The 25,691-nt window shown below is 55.5% G+C and carries 19 protein-coding genes and 1 tRNA gene; 11 read left to right on the forward strand and 9 right to left on the reverse strand.

All coding sequences use genetic code 11. The annotated features are described in order from the left end of the window. Nucleotides 1–96 precede the first annotated feature (96 nt). Complete coding sequence (gene dnaG / locus NP77_RS05775; protein ID WP_039659379.1) at nucleotides 97–1,842, forward strand: DNA primase; 1,746 nt, start codon at nucleotides 97–99, stop codon at nucleotides 1,840–1,842. 329 nt (nucleotides 1,843–2,171) lie between these two features. Next, nucleotides 2,172–4,013 carry an RNA polymerase sigma factor RpoD gene (rpoD, locus tag NP77_RS05780; protein ID WP_003848431.1) on the forward strand — a complete coding sequence of 614 codons (1,842 nt, stop codon included), beginning with the start codon at nucleotides 2,172–2,174 and terminating at the stop codon, nucleotides 4,011–4,013. A gap of 74 nt (nucleotides 4,014–4,087) precedes the next feature. Here the strand turns inward: rpoD and mug are convergent, their stop codons facing one another. Both mug and NP77_RS05790 read right to left on the reverse strand, forming a co-directional pair. Next, nucleotides 4,088–4,606 (reverse strand): G/U mismatch-specific DNA glycosylase, encoded by a 519-nt coding sequence (gene mug / locus NP77_RS05785; protein ID WP_039659380.1) that lies wholly within the window; start codon nucleotides 4,604–4,606, stop codon nucleotides 4,088–4,090. Further along, complete coding sequence (locus NP77_RS05790) at nucleotides 4,603–5,187, reverse strand: TetR/AcrR family transcriptional regulator (protein WP_008925744.1); 585 nt, start codon at nucleotides 5,185–5,187, stop codon at nucleotides 4,603–4,605. The genes mug and NP77_RS05790 overlap by 4 nt, the downstream gene beginning before the upstream one ends. Before the next feature lie 138 nt (nucleotides 5,188–5,325). Between NP77_RS05790 and NP77_RS05795 the strand changes: the two genes are divergently transcribed. From NP77_RS05795 to ddlA, 3 genes are all read left to right on the forward strand, one after another. Further along, nucleotides 5,326–6,117 (forward strand): SDR family oxidoreductase, encoded by a 792-nt coding sequence (locus NP77_RS05795; protein WP_039659382.1) that lies wholly within the window; start codon nucleotides 5,326–5,328, stop codon nucleotides 6,115–6,117. Between the two features lie 202 nt (nucleotides 6,118–6,319). Next, nucleotides 6,320–6,395: transfer RNA gene (locus tag NP77_RS05800), tRNA-Ile, on the forward strand. A gap of 1,063 nt (nucleotides 6,396–7,458) precedes the next feature. Next, nucleotides 7,459–8,556 (forward strand): D-alanine--D-alanine ligase, encoded by a 1,098-nt coding sequence (gene ddlA / locus NP77_RS05815; protein ID WP_039659385.1) that lies wholly within the window; start codon nucleotides 7,459–7,461, stop codon nucleotides 8,554–8,556. Between the two features lie 20 nt (nucleotides 8,557–8,576). Here ddlA and NP77_RS05820 read toward each other — a convergent pair whose 3' ends face one another. From NP77_RS05820 to NP77_RS05835, 4 genes are all read right to left on the reverse strand, one after another. Continuing rightward, nucleotides 8,577–9,998, reverse strand: coding sequence for a GGDEF domain-containing protein (locus tag NP77_RS05820; protein WP_039659386.1), 1,422 nt, complete (start codon nucleotides 9,996–9,998; stop codon nucleotides 8,577–8,579). Between the two features lie 268 nt (nucleotides 9,999–10,266). Further along, nucleotides 10,267–11,742, reverse strand: a complete 1,476-nt coding sequence (locus tag NP77_RS05825) for a SulP family inorganic anion transporter (RefSeq protein WP_039659387.1) — start codon at nucleotides 11,740–11,742, stop codon at nucleotides 10,267–10,269. After that, entirely contained in the window at nucleotides 11,739–12,374 is a 636-nt protein-coding gene (locus NP77_RS05830; protein ID WP_008925756.1) for a carbonic anhydrase, read from the reverse strand. The genes NP77_RS05825 and NP77_RS05830 overlap by 4 nt, the downstream gene beginning before the upstream one ends. A gap of 569 nt (nucleotides 12,375–12,943) precedes the next feature. Next, a complete protein-coding gene (locus NP77_RS05835) occupies nucleotides 12,944–13,753 on the reverse strand; it encodes a 5'-nucleotidase, lipoprotein e(P4) family (protein WP_008925757.1) in 810 nt (269 codons plus the stop codon). A gap of 106 nt (nucleotides 13,754–13,859) precedes the next feature. Here NP77_RS05835 and NP77_RS05840 point away from each other — a divergent pair, with 106 nt between their 5' ends. Together NP77_RS05840 and NP77_RS05845 are read left to right on the forward strand one after the other, a co-directional pair. Continuing rightward, nucleotides 13,860–14,567: a polyphenol oxidase family protein gene (locus NP77_RS05840; RefSeq protein ID WP_008925758.1), complete on the forward strand. Its 708-nt coding sequence runs from the start codon at nucleotides 13,860–13,862 to the stop codon at nucleotides 14,565–14,567. A gap of 201 nt (nucleotides 14,568–14,768) precedes the next feature. Continuing rightward, entirely contained in the window at nucleotides 14,769–16,787 is a 2,019-nt protein-coding gene (locus NP77_RS05845) for an NADPH-dependent 2,4-dienoyl-CoA reductase (RefSeq protein WP_039659390.1), read from the forward strand. Here NP77_RS05845 and rlmG read toward each other — a convergent pair whose 3' ends face one another. After that, nucleotides 16,788–17,906, reverse strand: a complete 1,119-nt coding sequence (rlmG, locus tag NP77_RS05850) for a 23S rRNA (guanine(1835)-N(2))-methyltransferase RlmG (protein ID WP_039659392.1) — start codon at nucleotides 17,904–17,906, stop codon at nucleotides 16,788–16,790. 83 nt (nucleotides 17,907–17,989) lie between these two features. Between rlmG and NP77_RS05855 the strand changes: the two genes are divergently transcribed. Then, a complete protein-coding gene (locus NP77_RS05855) occupies nucleotides 17,990–18,493 on the forward strand; it encodes a M48 family metallopeptidase (RefSeq protein ID WP_008925761.1) in 504 nt (167 codons plus the stop codon). On the opposite strand, the gene NP77_RS05860 is transcribed toward NP77_RS05855, so the two are convergent. Further along, complete coding sequence (locus NP77_RS05860) at nucleotides 18,490–20,178, reverse strand: chloride channel protein (RefSeq protein ID WP_003850202.1); 1,689 nt, start codon at nucleotides 20,176–20,178, stop codon at nucleotides 18,490–18,492. The genes NP77_RS05855 and NP77_RS05860 overlap by 4 nt on opposite strands. Before the next feature lie 146 nt (nucleotides 20,179–20,324). On the opposite strand from NP77_RS05860, the gene NP77_RS05865 reads away from it, so the two are divergent. The 3 genes from NP77_RS05865 to sstT all read left to right on the forward strand — a co-directional run bounded on the left by NP77_RS05865 (nucleotide 20,325) and on the right by sstT (nucleotide 24,003). Beyond that, on the forward strand, nucleotides 20,325–21,311 hold the full coding sequence (locus NP77_RS05865; protein WP_039659393.1) for a Gfo/Idh/MocA family protein: 987 nt from the start codon (nucleotides 20,325–20,327) through the stop codon (nucleotides 21,309–21,311). 255 nt (nucleotides 21,312–21,566) lie between these two features. Continuing rightward, the gene (locus tag NP77_RS05870; RefSeq protein ID WP_039659395.1) at nucleotides 21,567–22,535 is read left to right on the forward strand and encodes a TerC family protein; all 969 of its coding nucleotides are present in this window, start codon (nucleotides 21,567–21,569) and stop codon (nucleotides 22,533–22,535) included. 235 nt (nucleotides 22,536–22,770) lie between these two features. Then, complete coding sequence (sstT, locus tag NP77_RS05875; protein ID WP_039659397.1) at nucleotides 22,771–24,003, forward strand: serine/threonine transporter SstT; 1,233 nt, start codon at nucleotides 22,771–22,773, stop codon at nucleotides 24,001–24,003. A 194-nt stretch (nucleotides 24,004–24,197) separates the two neighbouring features. On the opposite strand, the gene NP77_RS05880 is transcribed toward sstT, so the two are convergent. Further along, a complete protein-coding gene (locus tag NP77_RS05880) occupies nucleotides 24,198–25,688 on the reverse strand; it encodes a UxaA family hydrolase (RefSeq protein WP_039659399.1) in 1,491 nt (496 codons plus the stop codon). Between the last annotated feature and the right edge of the window lie 3 nt (nucleotides 25,689–25,691).

Consider the following 25,691-nt stretch of genomic DNA (forward strand, 5'->3'; position numbering starts at 1 on the left):
ACAGCGTGATTCACGCAGACAGAGTCAAGTAAAAGGCCGTGCTTTCCGAAAGGAAGCGCGGCTTGTTGCCGTTTATGAGCTGAAAATCTGGGGCGTATGGCTGGACGAATTCCACGCGTATTTATCAACGATTTACTTGCCCGCACGGATATCGTGGATCTTATCGATGCCCGCGTTAAGCTGAAAAAGCAGGGTAAGAATTTTCATGCGTGCTGTCCTTTCCATAATGAAAAAACGCCCTCTTTCACCGTAAACGGCGAAAAACAGTTCTATCACTGTTTCGGCTGTGGTGCACACGGCAATGCTATCGACTTTTTAATGAACTTTGATCGTCTGGAGTTCGTTGAAAGTATTGAAGAGCTCGCCACTTCCCACGGTTTAGACGTGCCTTACGAAGCAGGCAGCGGGCCCAGCCAGATGGAACGCCATCAGCGCCAGAGCCTGTATCAGTTGATGGAGAACCTGAACGGTTTTTATCAGCAGGGCCTGCAGCAATCCAGTGCGCAGCCAGCACGCGACTATCTTGATCGTCGTGGTCTGAGCGCCGACATCATCAATCATTTCGCTATAGGTTATGCGCCAGCCGGCTGGGACAACGTTCTCAAACGTTTTGGCAAGCAATCGGAAGACCGCGAGTCATTGATGGAAGCGGGCATGCTGGTCAGCAATGACAAAGGCCGTACCTATGACCGGTTTCGCGACCGCGTCATGTTTCCGATCCGCGATAAGCGTGGACGCGTCATTGGTTTTGGCGGACGCGTGCTGGGTAACGATACGCCGAAGTATCTCAACTCACCGGAAACACCCATTTTTCATAAAGGCCGTCAGCTCTATGGCCTGTATGAAGCCGTTAAGAACCATCCTGAACCCGCCCGCCTGTTAGTGGTCGAGGGATACATGGACGTGGTTGCGCTGGCGCAGTACGGCATCGACTATGCCGTTGCGTCATTAGGCACCTCAACCACTGCTGAACATATTCAGTTGCTGTTTCGCAGTACCGACACCGTGATCTGCTGTTACGACGGCGACAGAGCGGGTCGTGAAGCGGCCTGGCGTGCGCTCGAGACCGCATTGCCTTACATGAATGATGGTCGTCAGCTACGCTTTATGTTTTTACCTGATGGTGAAGATCCGGATACGCTGGTTCGTAAAGAGGGTAAAGTCGCCTTCGAAGCGAGGATGGAGCAGGCGATGCCGCTCTCTTCGTTTTTATTTGATAGCCTGCTGCCGCAGGTGGATCTGAGCTCACGCGATGGAAAAGCGCGCCTGAGCACATTGGCTTTACCGCTGATAACGCAGATCCCCGGTGAGACCTTACGTATTTATATGCGTCAGGAGCTGGGGAATAAACTGGGTATTCTTGACGATAATCAGCTTGAAAAGCTGATGCCGAAGCAGGCCGCAAGCGGAACCGCGCCGGTTGCGCCTCCGTTGAAGCGTACCACCATGCGTGTACTGATTGCGTTACTGATTCAGAACCCGCAACTGGCCACGATGGTGCCTTCTCTGGATGGGCTGTCTGAGTCAAAAATGCCGGGTTTACCGCTATTTATTGAATTAGTGGGCCGTTGTAATGAGAATCCTGGATTGACCACCGGTCAGCTACTAGAGTTATATCGCGGAACAAATTTTAGTCAGACGCTTGAAACACTGGCGATCTGGAACCACATGATAGTAGATGAAGAAGCCGAAGCGGTGTTTCAGGACTCGCTGGCCAGCATCTATGATGCAGCGCTTGAAGAGCGCCTGGAGTTTTTGATTGCGCGTGAGCGCACTCAGGGACTCAGCGCCGATGAGCGCCGTGAATTCTGGACACTCAGTCAGGCGTTTGCCAGAAAATAACCGTTTTCAGCATGCTGCCCGCTTGAACGATCAAAGGGCAGCCGCACGAATTTTAGGGGTCGGCGTCGCTGCCAGTCTGGTTACCGCCAGCGCACAGCTCCCGGAGCGTACTGATGTACGTGAGGAGAGCGAGCACTGCCGGGAAGCAGAATGGCAAGTAAGCCAGGCCCTTAGCACAGAGTTAACAAGCGGCTTAAGTGCCGATTACTGATGGGCAAAGCCCACGCCGCGATGAAGGCAGCGGCAAGAACTAAACGCCTTCACTGCTTATTGTTGGCGCGCTGCCGACCGACACCAATCTAATTTAACAGAAGTGTGGATACCGTCTTATGGAGCAAAACCCGCAGTCACAGCTCAAGCTTCTTGTCACCCGTGGTAAGGAGCAAGGCTATCTGACCTATGCTGAGGTCAATGACCATCTGCCGGAAGATATCGTCGACTCAGATCAGATCGAAGACATCATCCAGATGATTAACGACATGGGTATTCAGGTGGTTGAAGAAGCCCCGGATGCCGACGATCTGATGCTGAACGAAAACAGCTCCGATACTGATGAAGATGCCGCAGAAGCTGCCGCTCAGGTGTTATCCAGCGTTGAATCTGAAATCGGGCGTACTACCGACCCGGTTCGCATGTATATGCGTGAAATGGGTACCGTTGAACTGCTGACGCGCGAAGGCGAAATCGACATCGCTAAGCGTATTGAAGACGGTATCAACCAGGTTCAGTGTTCTGTCGCCGAATACCCTGAAGCCATTACTTATCTTCTGGATCAGTATGACAAAGTTGAAGCAGGCGAATCACGCCTCTCCGACCTGATCACCGGTTTCGTCGATCCTAACGCAGAAGAAGATATTGCCCCAACGGCAACGCACGTAGGCTCTGAACTTTCTGAAGCCGATCGTAACGACGATGAAGAAGAAGATGAAGAGGATGACGACAGCTCCGACGACGATAACTCAATCGACCCGGAACTGGCGCGCGAGAAGTTTTCTGACCTGCGTAAGCAGTATGAAGCGACCCGCAGCGTGATTAAGAGCAAAGGTCGCAGTCATGCTGCTGCCGTTGCCGAAATCCAGAACCTCTCTGACGTCTTCAAACAGTTCCGCCTGGTACCGAAGCAGTTCGACTACCTGGTAGGCAGCATGCGCACTATGATGGAACGTGTCCGTACTCAGGAACGTCTGATCATGAAGCTCTGTATTGAGCTGTGCAAAATGCCGAAGAAGAACTTCATCACGCTGTTTACCGGCAACGAAACCAACGAAAGCTGGTTCAAAGCCGCTCTGGCGATGAACAAGCCGTGGTCTGAGAAACTGCTGGAAGTGCAGGATGACGTGATGCGTTCCCTGCAGAAACTGGCACAGGTTGAAGAAGAGACCGGCCTGACCATTGAACAGGTTAAAGATATTAACCGTCGCATGTCGATCGGTGAAGCCAAAGCGCGTCGCGCTAAGAAAGAGATGGTGGAAGCTAACCTGCGTCTGGTTATTTCGATTGCGAAGAAATATACCAACCGTGGTCTGCAGTTCCTCGACCTGATTCAGGAAGGTAATATCGGCCTGATGAAAGCGGTAGATAAGTTTGAATATCGCCGTGGTTACAAGTTCTCGACTTATGCGACCTGGTGGATCCGTCAGGCCATCACCCGCTCTATCGCCGACCAGGCGCGTACCATCCGTATTCCGGTGCATATGATTGAGACAATCAACAAGCTCAACCGTATTTCGCGCCAGATGCTGCAGGAGATGGGCCGCGAACCAACGCCGGAAGAGCTGGCTGAGCGTATGCTGATGCCAGAAGATAAAATTCGCAAAGTGCTGAAAATCGCTAAAGAGCCGATCTCTATGGAGACGCCGATTGGTGATGATGAAGATTCACATCTGGGCGATTTTATCGAAGACACCACGCTGGAGCTGCCGCTGGATTCTGCAACGTCAGAGAGCCTGCGTTCTGCCACCCATGACGTGCTGGCTGGCCTGACCGCGCGCGAAGCGAAAGTACTGCGCATGCGTTTCGGTATTGATATGAACACGGACCATACGCTGGAAGAAGTGGGCAAACAGTTCGACGTGACGCGTGAGCGTATTCGTCAGATTGAAGCGAAAGCCCTGCGTAAACTGCGCCATCCGAGCCGTTCGGAAGTGCTGCGTAGCTTCCTCGACGATTAAGTCCGACAAAAACCCCGGTTCGCCGGGGTTTTTTATGCCTGCCTGTTCGCGCCACTCCCCTGCCCTGCCCGACGTCAGTGACTCTCCGGATGCAGTTCCAGCCAGAGCTGACGATACGCCCCGACCATCTCGTCCAGTGATGCACGATTCAGTCCGCTGGGATTCGGCAACACCAACACCTGAGTTTTCCCCATACATATCGGCTGTTTGCCCCATTCGACTTTGCTCTGTTTAAAAGCACGACGGAATGCATCCTTACCCAGAATGGCCAGCGCGGCGGGTTGATAATCCAGAACCTTCTCCATCAGGCGTTTACCGCCATCCCGCAGCTCATCAGGCGCAAGCTCATTTGCCTGCACAGTTGGCCGTTCTACCAGCATGGTGATGCCGCAGCCGGTTTCCGTCAGGCGCTGCTCCTCTTCCGGCTTCAGCTGCTGCCGGGTGAATCCCGCCAGATGAATAACCTTCCAGAACCGGTTTCCGGGATGCGCAAAGTGAAATCCCTGATGGGCCGTTGACTGACCTGGATTGATGCCGCAGAACAGCACATCAAGATCGGAGCTGATAATGTCGCGGATAGCATGCTCACTCATGCCGCCACCTCCAGCGTACGCTGCTTAAGCGCGTCGCGACTGCGTTGCAGCATCTGACTGGCCCGCTCAGCATCCGGACAGGCCCGTGCCAGCGCCAGTGCGCCCACCATCTCTGCCAGCATGCTGGAGGCCAGCGCTTCCACATCCGGCAATCTCAGCTCACGCAGTATCTGCACCAGACCGGCATGCATCGTATTGAAGCCCTGGGCGAAGATCTGCCGTGTCGGCTGTGGAAGATGGGCCACTTCGCTCACCAGTGCCGCCAGCGGACAGCCCTGAGCCGGTGCATTGCGATGCGCCTCGGAAAGATAGCTATCAATAAAATCAGCCAGCTGCGTTGCTGGTTGGGTCACGGATTTAGCAGGCCTGAAGGTATCAGATTCAGCAAACATATGTTTCAGCACCTCCTCAACCAGCTCCTCGCGTGACGCAAAATGTGCATAGAAGCCGCCATGTGTCAGGCCAACCCGCTTCATCAGCGCCGCCACCCCAATCCCTTCAGTGCCGGTTTCACGCATCACACGCGCCGCCTCATCAAGGATACGCTGGCGGGTCTGCATCTTGCTGCTCTGCTTCTCCATCTCATCTCCTGCGGTTTTAACTGCATGGCTTCTGGCTATTATAGTAATTATTACACTCATCATATTCCAGCTTGACGAATCATATGATGGTCGTCATATTGATAACCATTATGACGACCATCATACGAGGAAGCAAACATGTCAAAATCAGGCACAGCATTAATCACAGGCGCATCCAGCGGTATCGGTGCAACGTACGCAAAACGACTGGCAGCACGCGGTTATGACCTCATCCTGGTCGCACGGGATCAGGCACGACTCACCACACTGGCTGATGCGCTGACACAACAGCACGATATTCGGGTAACCGTGATGAAGGCTGACTTAACGCATGAGCGGGACCTGCAGCGTGTGGAGTCAGAGCTCGCAAACAACGCACAGATTACGCTGCTGCTGAACAACGCAGGCATGGGTGTCGAAAGCGAGTTTCTGGAGGCGGACATCACACGCATCAACAGCATGCTGGCGTTAAATATTCTGGCACCGACGCGTCTGGCACAGGCGGCTGGCCGGGCATTTAAAGCACGCGGTCACGGCACTATTATCAATATCGCCTCGGTGCTGTCGCTGGTGCATGAGATGTTCAATGGCGCCTATAACGCCACTAAGTCTTATGTGCTGACCCTGACGCGCGCCATGCAGCGTGAACTCGCGGAGAGCGGTGTGCAGGTACAGGCGGTGTTACCCGGCGCAACCCGTACAGAGATTTTTGATCGCGCAGGCCAGTCTATTAATGAAATCCCGACTGAAATGCTGATGGACGTTGATGAGATGGTGGACGCCGCGCTGGCCGGACTCGACAGCAAGGAGACGGTAACTATTCCGGCGCTGGAAGATCTGCAGATGTGGCACGACTACGATCAGGCACGTGGCGCCATGGTTCCCCATCTTTCAAGGAATCGATCAGCATCCCGCTACCGTCAGGGCTGAGTCAGTCATCTGCCATAGCACCTGACATCGGGTTTTACTTAAGGCACGGGGAAGCATTATCCGTGCCGATTTGCGACTACTGCGCCAGGCGTTGCCAGATTTGTTATATAAATCAGCAGGTAAATCGCTGCTGCTTATTTCAGCAACCGGTAGCTGAGTGCTGGATCGTCCTGAAGAGATACTTTATAATCCCCGCTCCGCTGGCCCCTTAGCTCAGTGGTTAGAGCAGGCGACTCATAATCGCTTGGTCGCTGGTTCAAACCCAGCAGGGGCCACCAAATTTAGTGATAAAAAAACATATACCTAAGCCGCTCGTTGAAGCGGCTTTTTTGTTACTGGCTTTTCGAGTGGCGGCAAAGTGGCGATGCATTTTCACTGCCATGGGAAATCCTCAACTGATTATCCTGAGCAGCCCGAATCAAGACCGTGAATTGCAGAGCCTTCTGCGAGTCTTTATCATCAATGGCACGGCTGGCGCCACACAGCAGAATCAGTAGACGGTTTCAAAGAGTCCACCACGCATCAATAATGGCTGAAGCCGGAAACAGCGACACGGTTTCTCACCTGTAACTAACCCTCAACGCCTCTCATAAATCCGGCCCATTAAATATTAGCTTCATGTTAAAGTCATTGGCATTGCCTGACTCGAACAAGTGAGCAACAGCTATGCATCAGATTTTCGAAATACTCTCAGAGTTATTTAGCGCGTGGCCTGTCATGTCGGGAAAGCGAAAGGAGAAGAAGCCCGCCAAGGACACCAGGAAGATCTCAGGTCTTGCCTACGAACCTTTATGCAAGATAACGCCCGACCAAAAAAGAAATGATGTGCCGCACAAAGATGAGAGCAACTGAGAAAACGTACTCATCCTCATATTTGCTGGTGTGAACACAAGCGAAACTTGCAGAAGCTATCTTCCACGCTGACCGTTTTACCTCAGCTCACAGTTTTCATCCTCTCAAGCGGCACCGCGAATCGTCAGCGATAGTCCTGAATGTGGCGTCATCGCCACATCGCAGATCATTATCCCGAAAGCGCCCGCAACACCATACTGGGTAAGGTACGACAACGGGTTGTGATATTCTCCAGCCAAACCTGGCGATATCCCGCATTGCCCTCTGCCTGATCGTCAGATTTAGTCATCTCTTATCCTTTCTGATCTGCAACCGCTCTTCATCCGAAGTTATCCCTGCGACCTGTCGATAACGTATGGAGAAAAGGTAGCTGCGATTAAAACAGCCTGACGAGGCAATTACTGTCGCCAGCATTTAGATTTCAGGTAATTTAACCCGCGCAAACCCCATGCTATCTTGTGGTTTTGATTTTTTCAGTGGGCAAAACAGATGACAAAGTTGCGGGTAGGGATCGTGTTTGGCGGGAAGTCGGCCGAGCATGAGGTGTCGTTGCAGTCGGCCAAAAATATCCTTGAGGCGATCGACAAAACCAGGTTTGACGTGGTGTTGCTGGGCATCGACAAACAGGGACACTGGCGTCTGAATGATGCGTCCAACTTCTTACTTAACGCTGAAAATCCGGCGCTGATCGCACTGAATCACGCCGCTGAAGATGTGGCGCTGGTGCCGGGCAAGACGCAGCAGCAGATCATCACCCGTCACAACGCCCATCCACTGTCGCAAATCGACGTTATCTTCCCGATTGTTCACGGTACGCTGGGTGAAGATGGTTCTCTGCAGGGTCTGCTGCGTATGGCCTCTTTACCGTTCGTCGGGTCCGATGTGCTGGGTTCTGCGGTGAGCATGGACAAAGATTTCACCAAACGCCTGCTACGCGATGCCGGCCTCAACGTCGCGCCGTGGCTGAGCGTCACTCAGGCACAACGCGCCCATCTGGATCCAGAGGCCGTGATTGCCCGCTTTGGACTGCCGCTATTTATCAAACCCGCCAACCAGGGTTCTTCAGTGGGCGTGAGCAAAGTAGATAGCATTGAAGAGTTTGATGCCGCGCTGGCACTGGCTTTCTCCTTTGACCGCAAAGTACTGATTGAACAGGGGATAAAAGGTCGGGAGATTGAGTGCGCGGTGCTGGGCAACGATGCACCTGAAGCCAGCCCCTGCGGCGAAGTGGTGGTGCATGACGCCTTCTACACGTATGACACCAAATATATTTCTGAGAACGGAGCACAGACGGTGGTCCCGGCGGCCATCGCAGCGGAAACCAGCGATGCGATTCGTGACGTCGCCATCAAGGCCTTTACCGCGCTGGAGTGCTTTGGCATGGCGCGCGTCGATGTGTTCCTGACTGACGACGGCGAAATTATCGTCAATGAAGTGAATACCCTGCCCGGCTTTACCAACATCAGCATGTACCCGAAACTCTGGCAGGCAGCCGGGCTCAGCTATCAGGATCTGATCAGCCGTCTGATCGACCTGGCGATTGAACGCCACCAGCAGGCCAGCACGCTGAAAAGCAGCGTCAGTTGACCCGCTCCGGCGGCGTGGCGTTATGCCACGTCGCTGGAGATGCCGCAATAGTTGACGGGTGAGGTCTGATTACGGCCATTGCGCTTCGAGAGATAGAGGTTTTTATCCGCCGCCGAAATGAGCCGGTTAATCACACGGTGCCACTCCGTCGCTTCTCCGGCACTGCTATGCGCCAGTCCCAGACTGACGGTCACGGTAGCCGTACTGCCCTGTAGCCAGAATTTCTCTTTCGCCATCTTCTGCCGGATGCTCTCGGCGAGAAAATAGAGCTTTGCGGGATTCTGGTCGAACAGCACCACCACAAATTCCTCTCCGCCAAACCGGCAGACGCGTCCCTCTTTACCGATAACCTGCTGCATCCGGCGAGCGATCTCTTCCAGCACGCTGTCACCCGCGTCATGACCAAAATTATCATTAATCGCTTTGAAGTAGTCGACATCCAGCAGGATCACGCCCACCTTACGATCCGGGAAAATAGGCTCCGCACGCAGGCTTTCATATAAGCCGGAACGCGACAGCAGCCGGGTCAGGAAATCGTAATTCGCGCGCAGCGCGAGCCGTTGATTCAGCTGGCGAATGGCATCCATGCTCGCGGCCACGATCAGCGGGCTAATTGCGATAGTCGCCACACCCAATCGCGCCGAGGTCAGGTGGCTGACGAGCAGGAGGGTATCATCGCCCTGAATGTTCATTACGCCGTGCGAAACCAGAATGATTTCGACAATACCGCTCAGCAGAATCACCAGGCTGGTCAGCGGCATCGGCAACACGATGGCACACCACACCAGCGCCGGAACCGGTAACGTCAGGCTACCTGCGCCACCCATTATTGCCCCAATCATCATCGAAAAGATCAGAGCGATAACGGGTGCCAGCTTGCGCAGCTGCAAAAACTGGCGGGGCGACAGCGACGACCAGTCACGCGTCAGCAAAAACGGCAGTACCATGAGCCCGGTAGAGAACTGCTCACTAAACCACTCACCCCAGGCGATCGCCAGACCGACAGTGAAATCAGCCTGCTGTGCCAGTGCCCCCCAGCTGGCACAGGCTAACGCGGCCAGCAGGCAGGCGGGGAAAATACGTAGCACATTGATAATGCGCTCCCTTCCGGAATCATTCTGAAGATGTTTTATCAGCAGCGTAACCGCTATCAGCACAAACAGAAGATTCGCCAGGTTCAGCGTGAAGGCAGAAAGCGCCCAGCCTGAAAAAACAGTGTCGTTAAACACCATGCCAGCAAACGTAGCCAGGTAATAGCGGGTCTGATGCAGATAAGGATTTCGGACGATAATGCCAGTGACGATCGCGTTGACTGGCCAGAACAGTGACAGCTCCTGTGGGATGCGCAGGTGTCCGCCGATAAAGCAAAATAACAACGTCACTAAAAACAGCGAAAATGCGTTCTTCTTAGCGTTGTGCTCTTCAAACAGCTGCATGCGCATACATCCGGACCTTGTCGCAGAGAGGCTGGCTGTCCACGTCAGCCTGCACAGGCGCGTGGTGTCAGAATGATTAAATCCTGGATACTCTCACTGTCATCCGGCGGTCAACCGCCCTTCCTGGGCTGACTCCGCAAAGTGACCCTGAAGAGTCTAACCCCATCAGATGACAGTAAAAATTGGGGACTTATTATGCCTCGCAAATAAAAAAATCGGATATCCGAGATATCCGATTTTTGCCTCTCAAACGACTTTACCGTTGCGTTTATCGCTATTTTACCGCAACCGGCCACTGACTCAGGCGAATGCCGCGTTTATCAGCGTTATCGCCAAAATCTTTCAGCACCGCTTTGACGTCGGGATCGATATATTCCGCATTGTCGTTATCAACGATGACCACGCTGTTCTCCGGGATCTCATCCAGCAATCCCTGGAGCCTGGGATTATGCATAAAGGTCAGGTTCTGCTGAAAGCGCAGCACATAGTGGTCATCATAGCGGGTGAGCTGCAGCGCGTTGCGATGACTCTTATAGATGCTATAGAGGATCTGCGTGGCGATACCGATACCAATACCGACCAGCATACCCAGCGTGATAATCCCGATGATGGTGGCCAGAAACGGCACGTATTGCTGCGCGCCCATCCGGAACTGCTCAACGAACAGTCGCGGTGTCGCCAGTTTATAACCGGTATAGAGCAGTACGGCAGCGAGGCTGGCCAGCGGAATGGCATTCAGCATCTCGCTGAACCACATGCCGCAAATCAGCAGCAGTACACCGTGAATGAAAATCGACAATTTGGTCTGCGCACCCGCACTGACGTTCACTGAACTGCGCACAATCACCGCCGTGATCGGCATCGCCCCAAGGAAACCGGCCGCCAGGTTACCAATACCCTGCGCGAACATCTCTTTGTTAGGCGACGGCGCGGGCGTCTGAGGACGCAGTTTTTTCAGCGCCTCCTGGCTCAGCAGGGTCTCCAGACTGGCGACCAGTGCTAAGGTCACCGCAACCACCCAGACCTGCGGATTCTGCCAGGCCATCCAGTCAGGCGTTTCCAGCTCCGCCACCAGCGCAGAGACGCTGTCAAAAGCGGGCAGCGAAATGCGAGCCAGACCCTGCGTCATCTCAGGAAACAGCCTCCCACCCAGCACGGTAGCCAGGCAGCCGATGAGCACGGCTATCAGCGGGCCGGGGATCCAGGCCAGCGCTTTGATCCGTTTAACCGGTGCGGTGGTCCAGAGACATAAAATGGCCAGACCGACACCCGCTACCAGGATGGCGGGCAGCGAGAAGGTCATCTCGCCGGTCACCAGCGACACCAGCTCCGCATCGCCAGCGGCACCCAGTGCCACCGGGATCTGCTGCATGATGAGCAGCAAACCAATCGCCGCCAGCATCCCTTTGATGACGCTGCCCGGCACCAGCGAAATAAACCGTCCGGCACGCAGCAGACCAAACAGGCATTGCAGCGCCCCGGCAATAATCAGTGCAGTGAGAAACGCGGAGAAACTGCCTAGCGACGCCATTGAGGCGACCACGATAGTGACCAGGCCCGCTGCCGGGCCGCTGACGGCAAATCGGGATGGACTCAGCGACGTCACGACCAGACCGCCAATCACACCCGTCAGCAGACCGGCAAACGGCGGTAATCCGCTGGCCTGTGCGATGCCAAGACAGAGCGGTAAGGCGACCAGAAACACCACCAGACCCGCCGGAATATCGCGACGCAGGGTATCGAGGTTCATAATGAAGGTTCCTCTGCAGATTGATGAATCAGTTCTTTGAGATGACCGGAGCGCAGGTCATAAACACAACCAAACACCTCCAGTTCCTGGCCCGATTGCCAGATTTGCCGGACCGGTTCAGATTTCACCAGTCTGGCGAATTGCGCCTTCACGTTGGCCTCAACCAGCCGATCAAGCTGTTCACCCGGCGCCACGTCTGAGGCCGGGCTTTCTGCCAGCCCCTGCTGAATATCATTTCGCAGCGTCTGAATACGTCTCGCCAGCGCGCTTTCCTGTCCGTCCAGCACGCTGCCCGGCAGGTTTTGCGCGGCTTCTACGCCGCCACAGCCATAGTGGCCGCTAAGGACAATGCGTTTCACACCGAGAAAGAAGAGCGCGTATTGCAGTACGCTCAGCAAATTGTCGTCGTCCTCAATCACCATGTTGGCGATATTACGATGTACAAAGAGTTCGCCAGGATGGGAGCCGGTTAATACCTCAGCCGGAACGCGACTATCAGAGCAACCTATCCAGAGTGAGTGCGGCTTTTGCTGATGAAGGAATTTTTTAAAATAATCCGGATTACGCTGGCGGCGCTGCAAGGCCCAACTGCGATTTTTCGCTAATAAGGGTTTAAGTGTCGTCACAATCATCTTCTCTCTACTACCGGGATGTCGCATCCTGGCTAACCACAACATGTGTCGGCACACAAATAAAGCATGAGCCGCCAGGGAAATAAGAACTGAATCACAGAAAAAGGTTATAGACGCTAACCATTTCCAATGCACGGGCAATATTTCACAACGCTTTGTTCTCACGGGTTTTGTCAATTTTCCGTCAGTAAGAGTCAGGGTTACGTAAATTTAATTAAGCAGCAAAGACGAAAGGGAAAAGCCAGAATTCATTTTTAATGAATCAAAAACATGTAGTTAGAAAATTAACTAAAGTTAATGCTGACAAATAAATACAAGCATTAACAAAGGGGTTTTTCAGCACCATACCAGCCAGCGCTCATTTCACCAGGAATCCTCTTAATTAAAAAATTAACCATTAGCACAATCAACCGGCTTAATGGGTATAAGCCAGTCAGATATACCTGTATTGAGTTAAGAAGGGAGCAAGAGATGATTAATTTAATTTGCAGGAAAATAGTGACGACAGTAAGTAAATAAGGACCAATAATAAACAGAGCCTGAACGAGCAGGCTCTTTTTCTTGACGAATTATTTACCGTTCCAGCTCTGCAGACGTGATTCACGCACCGACAACTGCTGTTCCGGGGTCAGCTTATTGTAGTTTTCCGCCATTCCGCTCTCCCAGTCGCCGTAGAGTGGATTGGGCAGCACGATGAACTGCGTACCAAACTGCTGATGGTTGAGATTCACGAAATCGCGACGCGTCTGATTACCCTTATGCCAGGTCGCCCCACCGAAATCGTTGAGGTTATCGCCGACGTAAAGCACCACGTTATAGCCCGCATTTTTGATGGCATCGAAACGTGCCTGCTTATTGGAGCTGTCGGTATTCAGACGTACCGTTTTATCGCTGACGTCAGGGAAGCCGAGCTGCTGCATATTGGCGACCGTGGCAGCGTAATCTTTCTGATCGCGGTTCGACACATAAAACAGCGTGCCGCCATTTTCTGTCACATGACGCGCGAACTCAACCGCGCCCGGCACCGCTTTCGCCTGACGCGCCTGCGTCCAGGCTGACCAGGTTTTGCTGCTGAACGGCTGGCCGTTTTTCGCCTGCCACGCGCTGTAGGCGCTGTTATCCAGCATGGTTTCATCCAGATCGACAATCACCGCTTTGGGTTTGCCGGTCAGCGACGGTGCCTGATCAAATGCCATGCGCGCGGTGTTAAACGCCTGCCAGGTCAGCGCCTGATATTCGCCAGACTGCTGGAACCAGTTTACAGCCAGCACCGATTGCTGACCGAGTTGCTGTTGCGCGGTCTGATGTGTCGACGAGGCGCAGCCGGTCAGGAGCAGCGCGACCAGTCCGGATGCTGCGAGTTTTGCGGAGGTTTTCATCATTTCATCCTTAAGGTGAGAAAGGTCTGAGGAGAAGCTTCAAAAATGTAGCAGTTAACGTAAGCTGTTGGCAGCCCAACGCACGCTGTTATAACAGGAGATTCTTATGGCCGTGATCCCGCGCTCGCCGTTGCTCGATTCGCTGGAGTGGCTCGATTATGCGTTTCAGCCAGCCGGTGAGCCACCTCCCGCCGATGCCGCCTATGGACATCAGCGCCACAGCGCAACCGTGGTCACCGATAGTGAGAACATTCCGCCCAAAAGCTGTGAGTCCGATGGCGTGATCGGCAGCGGAATGCGACCGGTAGCGGTCTACACCGCCGATTGTCTGCCGGTGCTGTTCGCCGACCGCCAACAGCGGATCGTGGCGGCGGTGCATGCCGGACTTAAGGGCACACTGGCGGGTGTGCTGACCCGCGCCGTGGAAAAACTGGGCGAGCAGGGCTGCAACCCGCAGGATCTGGTGGTGGCGATTGGCCCGGCGATGGGCCCCTGCTGCTATGAGCTGGCCGAACCGCAGCTGGCGGAGATTGCGCAGAACCCAGCGTTTGCCAGCGGGCTACGCTGGCACCGGAATCAACCGGTAAACCCACAAGCACAACGTCCACAGGCCGCAGCCCATCAGCAGGGTGTCTGGTTCGATCTGCCCGCACTGGCGACGCAGCTGCTGGTCAACGCGGGTGTGCCGGCCGCGCAGATCGACAACGTTAATGTCTGCACCTATTGCATGGCCGAGAGCGGTTCCAGCTACCGCTTCAATACCCACCATAGCAGCGGCTATCGTTCGCGCTATTCGTGGATCCGGCGGCGTTAACGGTTTCAGAGCCAGAAACATTAAAAGCCACGCACGCCACGGATGGCCGTGTTGCTTAAGGCCCGGGTTCCCTGCGCTCGCTCGCCCTGCTCACCTGCCGATGTTTATGATTTCACTCACACCCTGACATTCTTTCACTTTTTTTTAATGCAGAAGGGGCTAGAGTAAACTCATCCGACCACTTTGCTGTGAGTGACTACCATGTCCGTCAATCCTGATTATCCTGCGCTGTTTACGCCGCTGGATCTTGGCTTTACCCGCCTGAAAAACCGCTTTCTGATGGGGTCGATGCATACCGGCCTGGAAGAGCATCCGGATGGCGCAGCCCGGCTGGCGGCGTTCTACGGCGAGCGGGCACGGGAAGGCGTAGCGCTGATTGTCACCGGCGGCATCGCCCCCAATGCGCAGGGTGTTACCACCGCGCATGGCGCGATGCTCACCGATGAAGCACAATGTAGCTGGCATCGGCAGATTACGGAGGCGGTGCATCAGCATCAGGGCAAAATCGCCCTGCAAATCCTGCACACTGGCCGTTACAGCTATCAGCCCGATCTGGTCGCGCCCTCCGCCCGTCAGGCACCCATCAACCCGTTTACGCCACAGGCGATGAGCGAGACGGCGATTGAACAGACCATTGAGGACTTCGCCCGCTGCGCACGGCTTGCCCAGCAGGCAGGTTACGATGGTGTGGAGATCATGGGTTCCGAAGGCTACCTGATTAATCAGTTTCTGGTGAAACACACCAATCAGCGCACCGACCGCTGGGGCGGCGACTTCCGGCAGCGGATGCAGTTCGCACTGGCAATTACCCGCGCGGTTCGCGCCGCAACCGGTGACGCTTTTATCATTATCTTCCGGCTGTCGATGCTCGACCTGATCGAAGAAGGCAGTTCGCTGGAGGAGACCCTGTTGCTGGCGGGCGAGCTGGAACAGTGCGGCGTCACGCTGTTCAATACCGGCATCGGCTGGCACGAAGCGCGCATCCCGACCATCGCCACCTGCGTGCCGCGCGCGGCCTTTGCCTGGGTGACGCAGCGCCTGCGTGCCCACGTTTCGGTGCCAGTGATCGCCACCAACCGTATTAACCATCCCGCTGTCGCTGAGGCCCTGTTGCAGTCGGGCTGTGCCGATATGGTGTCGATGGCACGCCCTTTCCTCGCCGACCCCGCCTTTGTCAGCAAAGCGCAGCGCGGCGAACCGGACAGCATCAACACCTGCATCGCCTGTAATCAGGCCTGCCTTGACCAGGTGTTCGCCGGTAAAATCACCTCCTGCCTGGTCAATCCACGCGCCTGCCATGAGTCGCTGATGCCGGTCATCGCCAGCACCGCACCGCGCAGACTGGCAGTGGTGGGTGCCGGCCCGGCCGGAATGGCGTTTGCCCTGCAGGCGGCGCAGCGCGGACATCAGGTGACGCTCTATGAGGCCGCGCCCGGGATTGGCGGTCAGTTCAATATTGCCCGGCAGATCCCCGGCAAATCTGAGTTCAGTGAAACGCTGCGTTATTTCCGCTATCAACTGGCGGCAGCAGGCGTGACGGTTCAGACGGGCTGTCGGGTCACGCCCGATCAGCTGAGTGACGCCGATGAAGTGGTGCTCGCAACCGGCATTAAGCCGCGTACACCGGCTATTCCGGGCATCGATCACCACAGCGTGCTGAGTTATCTGGAGGTGCTGCGCGATAAGCGCCCGGTGGGTAAACGGGTGGCGATTATTGGCGCGGGTGGGATTGGCTTTGATGTGGCGGAGTATCTGTCTCAGCCGTCGCATGACGAGGATCTGGCGGCGTTTTACACAGAATGGGGCATCGACCACAGCCTTACACAGCGCGGCGGCCTGGTTGCCCCACAGCCGCCTGCCGCATCACGGCAAATCTGGCTATTGCAGCGCCGATCAGGGAAACCGGGTGCCAGGCTGGCAAAAACGACCGGCTGGATTCATCGCACCAGCCTTCAGGCGCGCGGCGTGGAGATGTGGGGCGGCATTGAATATCTGGCCATTGATGACAGCGGCCTGCACCTGAGGCGTAACGGTGAAACGCTGCTGCTGGAGGTCGATAACGTGATTATCTGTGCCGGCCAGGAGCCGCAGCGCGAACTGGAAGCCGCGCTGCGTGCAAAAGGACAGGTGGTAACCGTAATAGGCGGCGCAGATGTCGCGGAGGAACTGGATGCGCGCCGCGCGATAGCACAGGCGACGCAACTCGCTTTGACGATCTGACTAGCGCATTTTCACCGCGCGCAGCACCACAAACTTCTGGTTTGAGGCGATCAGTGTACAGTTGCCGAACAACTTCTTCAGCTTGTGGTGATAATCGAGGTGGCGGTTGCCGACAATGCGCAACTCGCCGCCATACTGAAGGCAGCGTTTCGCATCGCGGAACATCTGCCATGCCAGATGATCGGTAACAGCGTGCTGCTGATGGAATGGCGGGTTGCACAGCACCGCGTGCAGCCGATCTGATGGATAGCCGCTCAGCACGTTATTCACCAGGAACTGACAGCGCGACAGGTCATCAGGACGGTTTACTTCTACGTTCCGCTTGCTGGAGGCGACCGCCATATAAGACTCATCAAGGAAATGCACCTCGGCCTGCGGATTCTGCTCCAGCGCCACCAGTCCTACCACACCGTTGCCACAGCCCAGATCGACAATCTCACCTTCAATGTTTTCCGGCAGATGCTGCACAAACAGTCGTGCGCCGATATCCAGCGAAGAACGCGAGAAGACGTTAGCGTAGTTGTGGATCTGATAAGAGGTGCCATCCAGCGGCCAGACCAGCGTCGGCGTGGCCTCACGCAGTTCAGGCTGACTGAACTGGCTGTAGATCAGGCGCGCTTTTTTCCAGGCCAGTGAGGTTTTGGTTTCACCGATGATCTGTTCGAACAGCTGCAGAGTCGAGTTGTGGATCTCTTTGGCGCGCGCCGCCGCCACAATCACCGTATCTGGCGTGACGACTTCACGAATGGCACGCAGCTGATGCTCCAGCAGCGCCAGCGTTTTAGGCACTTTAATCAGCACCGCCGCCGGAGCCGCGGGCAGCTCAGCCAGGCTATCAACAAAGTGCACGTTGCTGTCATCCATCTCATTGAAGCTCAGATTTTGACGAGCGGCCTGCTGGCTCAGCCAGGAGTCGCTGACGTGCCAGACAGTGCGCGGATTCAGTGCGCAGGTTAACGCCCCGAAGCTGTCGTTGAAGATCAGCACGGGTCCTTCTGGCAGCGCCTGCTGTAACAGGTATTCATCAGCCGCATCCCAGGCTTGTAATGGACTTTCGTCACGCATCTGCGGGAAGCGATGCAGGATCAGTGTGCGATCGTTCAGTTCAAGTTGGCTCATGAATTCTCCGGCGTGGTACACTTTGATTGATTTTCGCCCCAAAATCGGGGGCGCAGTATACTGTCTTTCGCCAGGAATCCCTAATGTCCTCACTGATCTACCTTCAGGGTTATCCTGCCCCTCTTCTTGAGCAGGTCCAGACGCTAATCGCCCACCAGCGCTTAGGTGCATTTCTGCAGGAACGCTATCCTGACACCCACGACGTGATCAGTGATAAGGCGCTGTATGACTACACGCAGGCGCTGAAAAACCGCTATATGCGCAACGCGCCGCCAATCAGCAAAGTGATGTGGGATAACAAGATCAAGGTGATGAAGCATGCACTCGGGCTGCACACGGCTATCTCGCGGATTCAGGGCGGCAAACTCAAGGCGAAAGCGGAAATCCGTATCTCAACCTTTTTCCGCCTCGCCCCTGAGCCATTTCTGCGGATGATCGTGGTGCATGAGCTGGCCCACCTGAAAGAGAAAGACCACGATAAAGCGTTTTACCAGCTCTGCTGCCATATGGAGCCGGATTACCACCAGCTCGAATTTGACGCACGCCTGTGGATGACTGACCAGGCGATGCGCGGCAATGCGGCTTAAAGAAACTCCTGCGCTTTCTGAATCAGGCTGGTTTTAGTCAGCGCCCCCAGAAAGCGTCGCTCCTGAGGATTATTCAGCACCGGCAGTCGTTCCAGCGTCACCGCCGCAAACGCCTCCCACCCCTCACGCATACTCTGATTCTGATAGACCACCGGGAAATCCTGATCCATGACACACTGTACCGGTGAGTCGAGAGTAATCTCCTGCGCCAGCACCCGGCGCGAAATCTCATGGATCGAGACCACACCGAGGAAAGCACCTGCGGCGTTGATCACATAGACGTAGCGCTCACGCTTCAGCGAACTGACCGCCAGCGCCTGCCCCACTGACTCCTCCGGCTGCAACGCCGCACCAGGAATGATCAGCTCAGCAATGCGCATGTTATCGAAATCGTATTTCGCTTCTGAACGGCTGAAGTGATGACTCACCACTGGATAGGTACTGGCGGATTGCAGGCGATAAACCACCATCGACGCCAGCACCGTTGCTATCATCAGCGGAAACAGCAGGCTGCTATTCAGCGTCATCTCCAGCACCATCAGCATCGCCATCAATGGCGCCTGACTGACCGCCGCCAGCACCGCCGCCATGCCAATCGCGGCATAAAGCAGCACATTGCCCAGCGGCAGATGCAGCGCCGCCCCGATCATCGCGATAATCACCCCAAGCAGCGCGCCTATCAGCAGCGAAGGCGTAAAGAGTCCGCCGACAGCGTTGGACCCCACAGACAGGCTGGTGGCGAGGGTCTTCAGCACCAGCAACAGCAGTAATCCCGGCAGCAGATAGTCGCCTGCCATGACTTTGACGATCACTTCGTAGCCGTTGCCGAGAATATCAGTTGAGATCAGCGCCAGTAAGCCGACGGCGAATCCACCCGCGCCCAGGCGCAAGGGCAGAGAAGCGATGCCGCTGAACAACACTTTGCTGCGGGCGATGCATTTAATCAGAAGCCAGCCCGCCAGACCGGCGCTCAAACCAATGACCACCGTCATCAACAGGCTGCTGAGATCCATGGCGAAGTTTGCGTCTGCCAGCGGATAGAGCGCGCTGCGGAAGCCCAGCGTCCACATGGTCATCACCGCTGTCGCCGACGCGATAATCAGAGGGATCAGCCGCTGCAACGCAGAAATGCCAAACGCAATCTCCGCCACAAAAATCGCCGAGGCCAGCGGCGCATGATAGACCGACGCCAGGCCCGCCGCAGCCGCCATCGCCACCACGTCACTGTTTTTCAGGTTCAGTGAGGCCGGTAACAGGCGGCCAATCGCACTGCCGCACAGCGCCGAAAGCTGCACCATCGGCCCCTCTTTACCGATCGACGCACCGCTGCCGATACTGGCAATCGACGATAAGGCACGGAACAGCGAGGTTCGCGTCGGTACCGCATCGAGTCGGGCGTTGATCACTTCAAGATAATCCGTTTTCACCGTCTGCTGTTGCTCAATGGCGACCGCATAACGCAAAAAATAGCCCGCCAGCACCCCGCCCGCCCCCACCAGCAGCGGCCAGAAGATCCACGGCCAGAGATGCAGGGATTCGGTAATTTCGCCACTTCGGGCAAAGAGCAGATGGTTGATCAGTTCTATCACGCCGCGAAAAGCCAGCGTCACCAGCGACGCCGCACACCCGACCGGAATGGCGATCAGTAGTGTGGTCCAGTTTAATGCGTGCTTACTTGCTTTCACCTTCGCTCCCTGGTTGATGCCTGAATATCATGGCTTCAGCATATTATTGGAATGCGGATCGCAGGATCAATCCTTGCGTACCCGGCCCCCTTGCACCGCCTCGGGGAGATGTTACTCTGCCGCTTTAACGCTGCCGGAGAGATGACGTGATTCGTTTTGCCATTGTGGGAACAAACTGGATTACACGCCAGTTTATTGATGCCGCCCATGAAACCGGAGCGATGAAGCTCTGTGCGGTCTACTCACGCAGTCAGCAGCAGGCCGACGCCTTTATTGCTGATTATCCCTGCAAACAGACCTTTACCTCACTGGATGCCCTGGCCGCCTGCCCGGAGATCGACGCGGTCTATCTTGCCAGCCCCAATGCCCTGCACTGCCAACAGGCGCTGCTGTTTATGTCGCACGGCAAGCATGTGATTTGCGAAAAACCGCTGGCCTCTAACCTGGCGGAAGTGGAGCAGATGATCGCCTGCGCCCGTGAGCATCAGGTGGTGCTGTTCGAGGCGTTTAAAACCGCCAGCCTGCCAAACTTCCAGCGGCTGAAGCAGGCGCTGCCAGACGTGGGTACACTGCGAAAAGCCCTGCTGAATTACTGCCAGTACTCCTCACGTTATCCGCGTTATCTTAACGGCGAGAACCCTAATACCTTTGATCCCCGCTGGTCGAATGGCTCAGTCATGGATATCGGTTATTACTGCCTGGCATCGGCAGTAGCACTATGGGGCGAGCCAGACCGTGTGCAGGCCACCGCGACGTTGCTGGAGAGCGGCGTGGATGCCCATGGCGTGGTGGTGCTGAGCTACGGCGATTTCGACGTGACGATTCTGCATTCCAAGGTGAGTGACTCTTCACTGCCCAGCGAAATTCAGGGTGAAGCGGGTACGCTGGTCATTGAGAAGCTTTCGGAGTGCCAGAAGCTGACCTTTATTCCTCGTGGTGCTGAAAAGCAGGCGCTGAGTGAGCCGCAGCATATCAACACCATGCTATATGAAGTGGCCGCGTTTGCCCGGCTGGTTGAGCAGCGTCAGGTGGACCATCCCGGACTGGAGATTTCGCGGATTACCGCCGCGCTTCTGACCGAAATCCGCCGCCAGACCGGTGTTATCTTCCCGGCCGATCAGGCTGCTGTGTAAATATTTCTAAATATGTCTGGGATAGGTTGCTTCCTGTGCGGCTAAAACGTAACTTACTCTCCTGCAAAGGGGAGTAACTTGTAAGCTGATTGATCGTCACTACGTTGCGAAAGCATCCGGTCATCAGGCAACCCGGAATCGATTTCTGTGTTGTAAGTGAGACCTTGCCGGAAGGCGAGGTTTGCTTACACAAAAATAAGCGGCTGACGTCTTCTGACTTCAGCCGTTTTTTTCTTTTTAAGACAGGATACGAATATGCAAACTGTGGGTACGCCTTTACTCTGGGGCAGCTTTGCGGTTGTGGTGCTTATCATGCTGGCTATCGACCTGCTGTTGCAGGGACGCCGCGGCGCGCAGAACATGTCTTTCAAACAGGCGGCTGTCTGGTCGCTGATCTGGGTTTCCGTCTCACTGCTGTTTAGCGCCGCTTTCTGGTGGTATCTGGAGGGCAGCGTGGGACGTGAAGTCGCTAACACCCAGACGCTCGCCTTCCTGACCGGCTACGTTCTGGAAAAAGCGCTGGCGGTAGATAACGTCTTCGTCTGGCTGATGCTGTTCAGCTACTTCTCTATTCCGGCTAACCTGCAGCGCCGTGTACTGATCTACGGCGTGTTAGGCGCTATCGTGCTGCGTACTATCATGATCTTTGCCGGTAGCTGGCTGGTCACCCAGTTCAGCTGGATCCTCTATGTGTTCGGTGCCTTCCTGCTGTTTACCGGTGTGAAGATGGCGCTGGCAAAAGAGGATGACGGTGCAGTGGGTGACAAACCGGTGGTGCGCTGGTTGCGTAAGCATTTACGCATGACCGATGATCTCGACGGCGAGAAGTTCTTTACCCGCAAAAACGGCGTGCTGTTTGCGACCCCGCTGCTGCTGGTGCTAATCATGGTGGAACTCAGCGATGTGATCTTTGCCGTCGACAGTATCCCGGCCATTTTCGCCGTAACCACCGACCCGTTCATCGTGCTGACCTCAAACCTGTTCGCTATCCTGGGCTTGCGTGCCATGTACTTCCTGCTGGCAAACGTGGCAGAACGCTTCTCGATGCTGAAGTATGGTCTGGCGATTGTGCTGGTGTTTATCGGCTTTAAGATGCTGATTGTGGACCTGTACCATATCCCGGTTGGTATCTCACTGGGTGTGGTCGGCGCCATTCTGGCCTCAACCCTGCTGATTAATGCCTGGGTTAACCGCAAAAGAGATCAGAAAAAGATCGCACCATAATTACCTGCAGGGGCAGCGTATGCCCCTGTTTTATTTTGCGACAGACTGTCGTGCCATTTCATCCCTCTGTCACACTTCCACTATTCAGCATAATTAAAATCTGACCTGCGCCACACTGACAGAACTTTCTCTTTTCTCATCTGATGTTTTCCTTATACTCCGCCGGGCAAACCGTTTTAGCCGATGTAAAACATCGCGTCTGAAACTACATCCGCGACAAAATACAGAAAATATTATGCAGAAAACTTTCTCCGCACGACTGGGCACGCTGCTCGCCGGAAGCCTGGTGAAGCAAATCTTGATTGGGCTGATCGCTGGTGTGGCGCTCGCCTGGATTTCACACGATGCCGCGCTGGCAGTCGGTCTGCTGGGTGAACTGTTTGTCAGTGCGCTGAAAGCGGTCGCGCCATTGCTGGTACTGATGCTGGTGATCGCCTCGATTGCCAACCACCAGCAGGGCCAGAAAAGTAATATCCGGCCAATTATCATGCTCTATCTGCTGAGCACCTTTTTCGCGGCGGTGGTCGCGGTGGTCTTCAGCCATCTGGTTCCGCAGACACTTACACTGGCGGCAGGCACCACGGAAATCGTTCCTCCTTCCGGCATCACCGAAGTGCTCCATGGGCTGCTGATGAGCATGGTCGCCAACCCAATCACCGCGCTGATGCAGGCTAACTATATTGGCATTCTGGTGTGGGCCATTGGCCTGGGGCTGGCGTTCCGTCACAGCAGTGACAGCACCCGCGCCTTGCTGAATGATGCGTCTCATGCCGTAACCTGGCTGGTACGCTGCGTCATCCGCTGCGCGCCAGTCGGTATTTTCGGTCTGGTGGCATCGATTCTGGCTTCAACCGGCTTTGGGGCACTGTGGCAATATGCGCATCTGCTGGCGCTGTTGATCGGCTGTATGCTGCTGATGGCACTGGTGGTGAACCCGATGCTGGTGTTCTCTAAAATCCGCCGTAACCCTTATCCACTGGTCTTCACCTGCCTGCGTGAAAGTGGCGTCACCGCCTTCTTTACCCGCAGTTCTGCTGCCAACATTCCGGTGAATATGGCGCTGGCGAAACGTCTGGATCTGGATGAGGATACCTATTCGGTGTCGATTCCTCTGGGCGCAACCATCAGTATGGCGGGTGCGTCGATCACGATTACCGTGCTGACGCTGGCGGCGGTGCATACGCTGGGGATCAGCATTGATGTGCCGACGGCGATTCTGCTGAGTCTGGTGGCGTCACTCTGCGCTTGTGGTGCATCGGGCGTGGCGGGCGGTTCGCTGCTGCTGATTCCGGTAGCCTGCAATATGTTCGGCATTCCGAATGACCTGGCGATGCAGGTGGTGGCGGTCGGCTTTATTATCGGCGTACTGCAGGATTCGGCGGAAACCGCGCTGAATTCCTCTACTGATATTCTGTTTACTGCCGCCGTCTGTCAGGCAGAAGCAGAGCGCGAAACCAGCCGGGCTTAATCTTTCAGATAGCTCAAAAGCTCAAAGAGCGGGTGGCAGAGTCCGAAGAGCAAAGCGTCCCGCGCCAGGGAAGGCGCGGGCCGAGCGAGCAGGGATGCTTTAAGCGACTTTGCGATCGGACTCTGCCATCCGCGAAGGGCACAGGATTAACCGACGGTAATGACGACCTCAAGACCGCCATTTCGTCCGGCAGACTATAACGTCACACCACTTTTGAAAATCGCCAGCTCGCGGAAGTCGTTCTTCTCGTTGTTGGTCGGCTGACCGCTGGCAATCGCCACAATGCTGTCGACAAAATCTTCCAGCAGCGCATCCATGCTCATGCCCTCGATCAATCGTCCGGCATTAAAGTCGATCCAGTGCGGTTTCTTCTCCGCCAGCGGCGTGTTGGTCGCCAGCTTCACTGTTGGCACAAAACCGCCATATGGCGTGCCGCGTCCGGTACTGAACAGCACCATGTGGCAACCGGCTCCTGCCAGCGCACTGGTAGCGACCGCATCATTGCCCGGCGCACTCAGCAGATTGAGACCAGGCGTTTTTAACCGCTCGCCATACTTCAGCACATCGACGACCTGGCTCTGCCCCGCTTTCTGAGTACAGCCCAGTGACTTCTCTTCCAGCGTGGTGATGCCGCCTGCTTTATTGCCCGGCGACGGATTCTCGTAGATGGGCTGCTGGTGATCGATAAAGTACTGCTTGAAGTCATTGATCATGGCTACTGTTTTGCCGAAGGTCTCTTCGTCGCGACAGCGACTCATCAGAATCCGCTCTGCGCCAAACATTTCTGGCACTTCAGTCAGCACGGTCGTGCCGCCATTAGCGATCATCTGGTCCGAGAAACGCCCCAGTAACGGGTTGGCCGTGATGCCAGACAAACCGTCCGAACCGCCGCACTCCAGACCAAACTTCAGCTCGCTGAGTTTGCCTGGTTCACGCCGGTCATGCCGCATTTTTTCATACAAGGCATGCAGGCGCTCCAGCCCGGCTTCAACCTCATCATCATGCTGCTGGCACACCATAAATTCGACCCGGTCGCTTTCAAACGCGCCGAGGGTCTCACGGAAAACATCGACCTGATTGTTTTCACAACCGAGACCAATCACCAGCACCGCACCCGCATTAGGGTGGCGCACCATATTCTGCAGCATGGTGCGGGTATTTTCGTGGTCCTGCCCCAGTTGCGAACAGCCGAAGGTGTGGCTGAACAGGAATGCGCCATCGATTCCTTCGGCCTCCTGTGTCTCTTTCAGGAAACGCTGCAGGATCTGACGCGCAATGCCGTTTACACAGCCGACGGTCGGCAGGATCCACAGCTCATTGCGGATGCCGACTTCGCCGTTAGCACGACGATAGATCTGTACCTCACGATCACCCGGCTGCGGCGGTAAGGTCACGAACTCAGGCTGATACGCATACTCATCCAGATCGCTGAGATTGGTGCGGGCGTTCTGCGAATGGATTAACTCACCGGCGGCCACAGGCTGGGTGGCATGGGCAATCGGCAACCCATACTTGATCACCAGCTCATCCTGGGCGATAGGCTGCAGGGCAAATTTATGCCCGCGCCCGACCGCCTGTTGCACCGACACACTCAGTGGTGGCAGCTCTATGGTGGCGCCCGCCTCTAAGTCACGTAACGCCACGGCTACATTGTCGCGGGGGTCAATTTTAATTGCGTCTTGCATAGC

Source organism: Pantoea sp. MBLJ3 (assembly GCF_000816655.1).
In the GTDB taxonomy this organism is placed as follows: domain Bacteria; phylum Pseudomonadota; class Gammaproteobacteria; order Enterobacterales; family Enterobacteriaceae; genus Pantoea; species Pantoea eucalypti.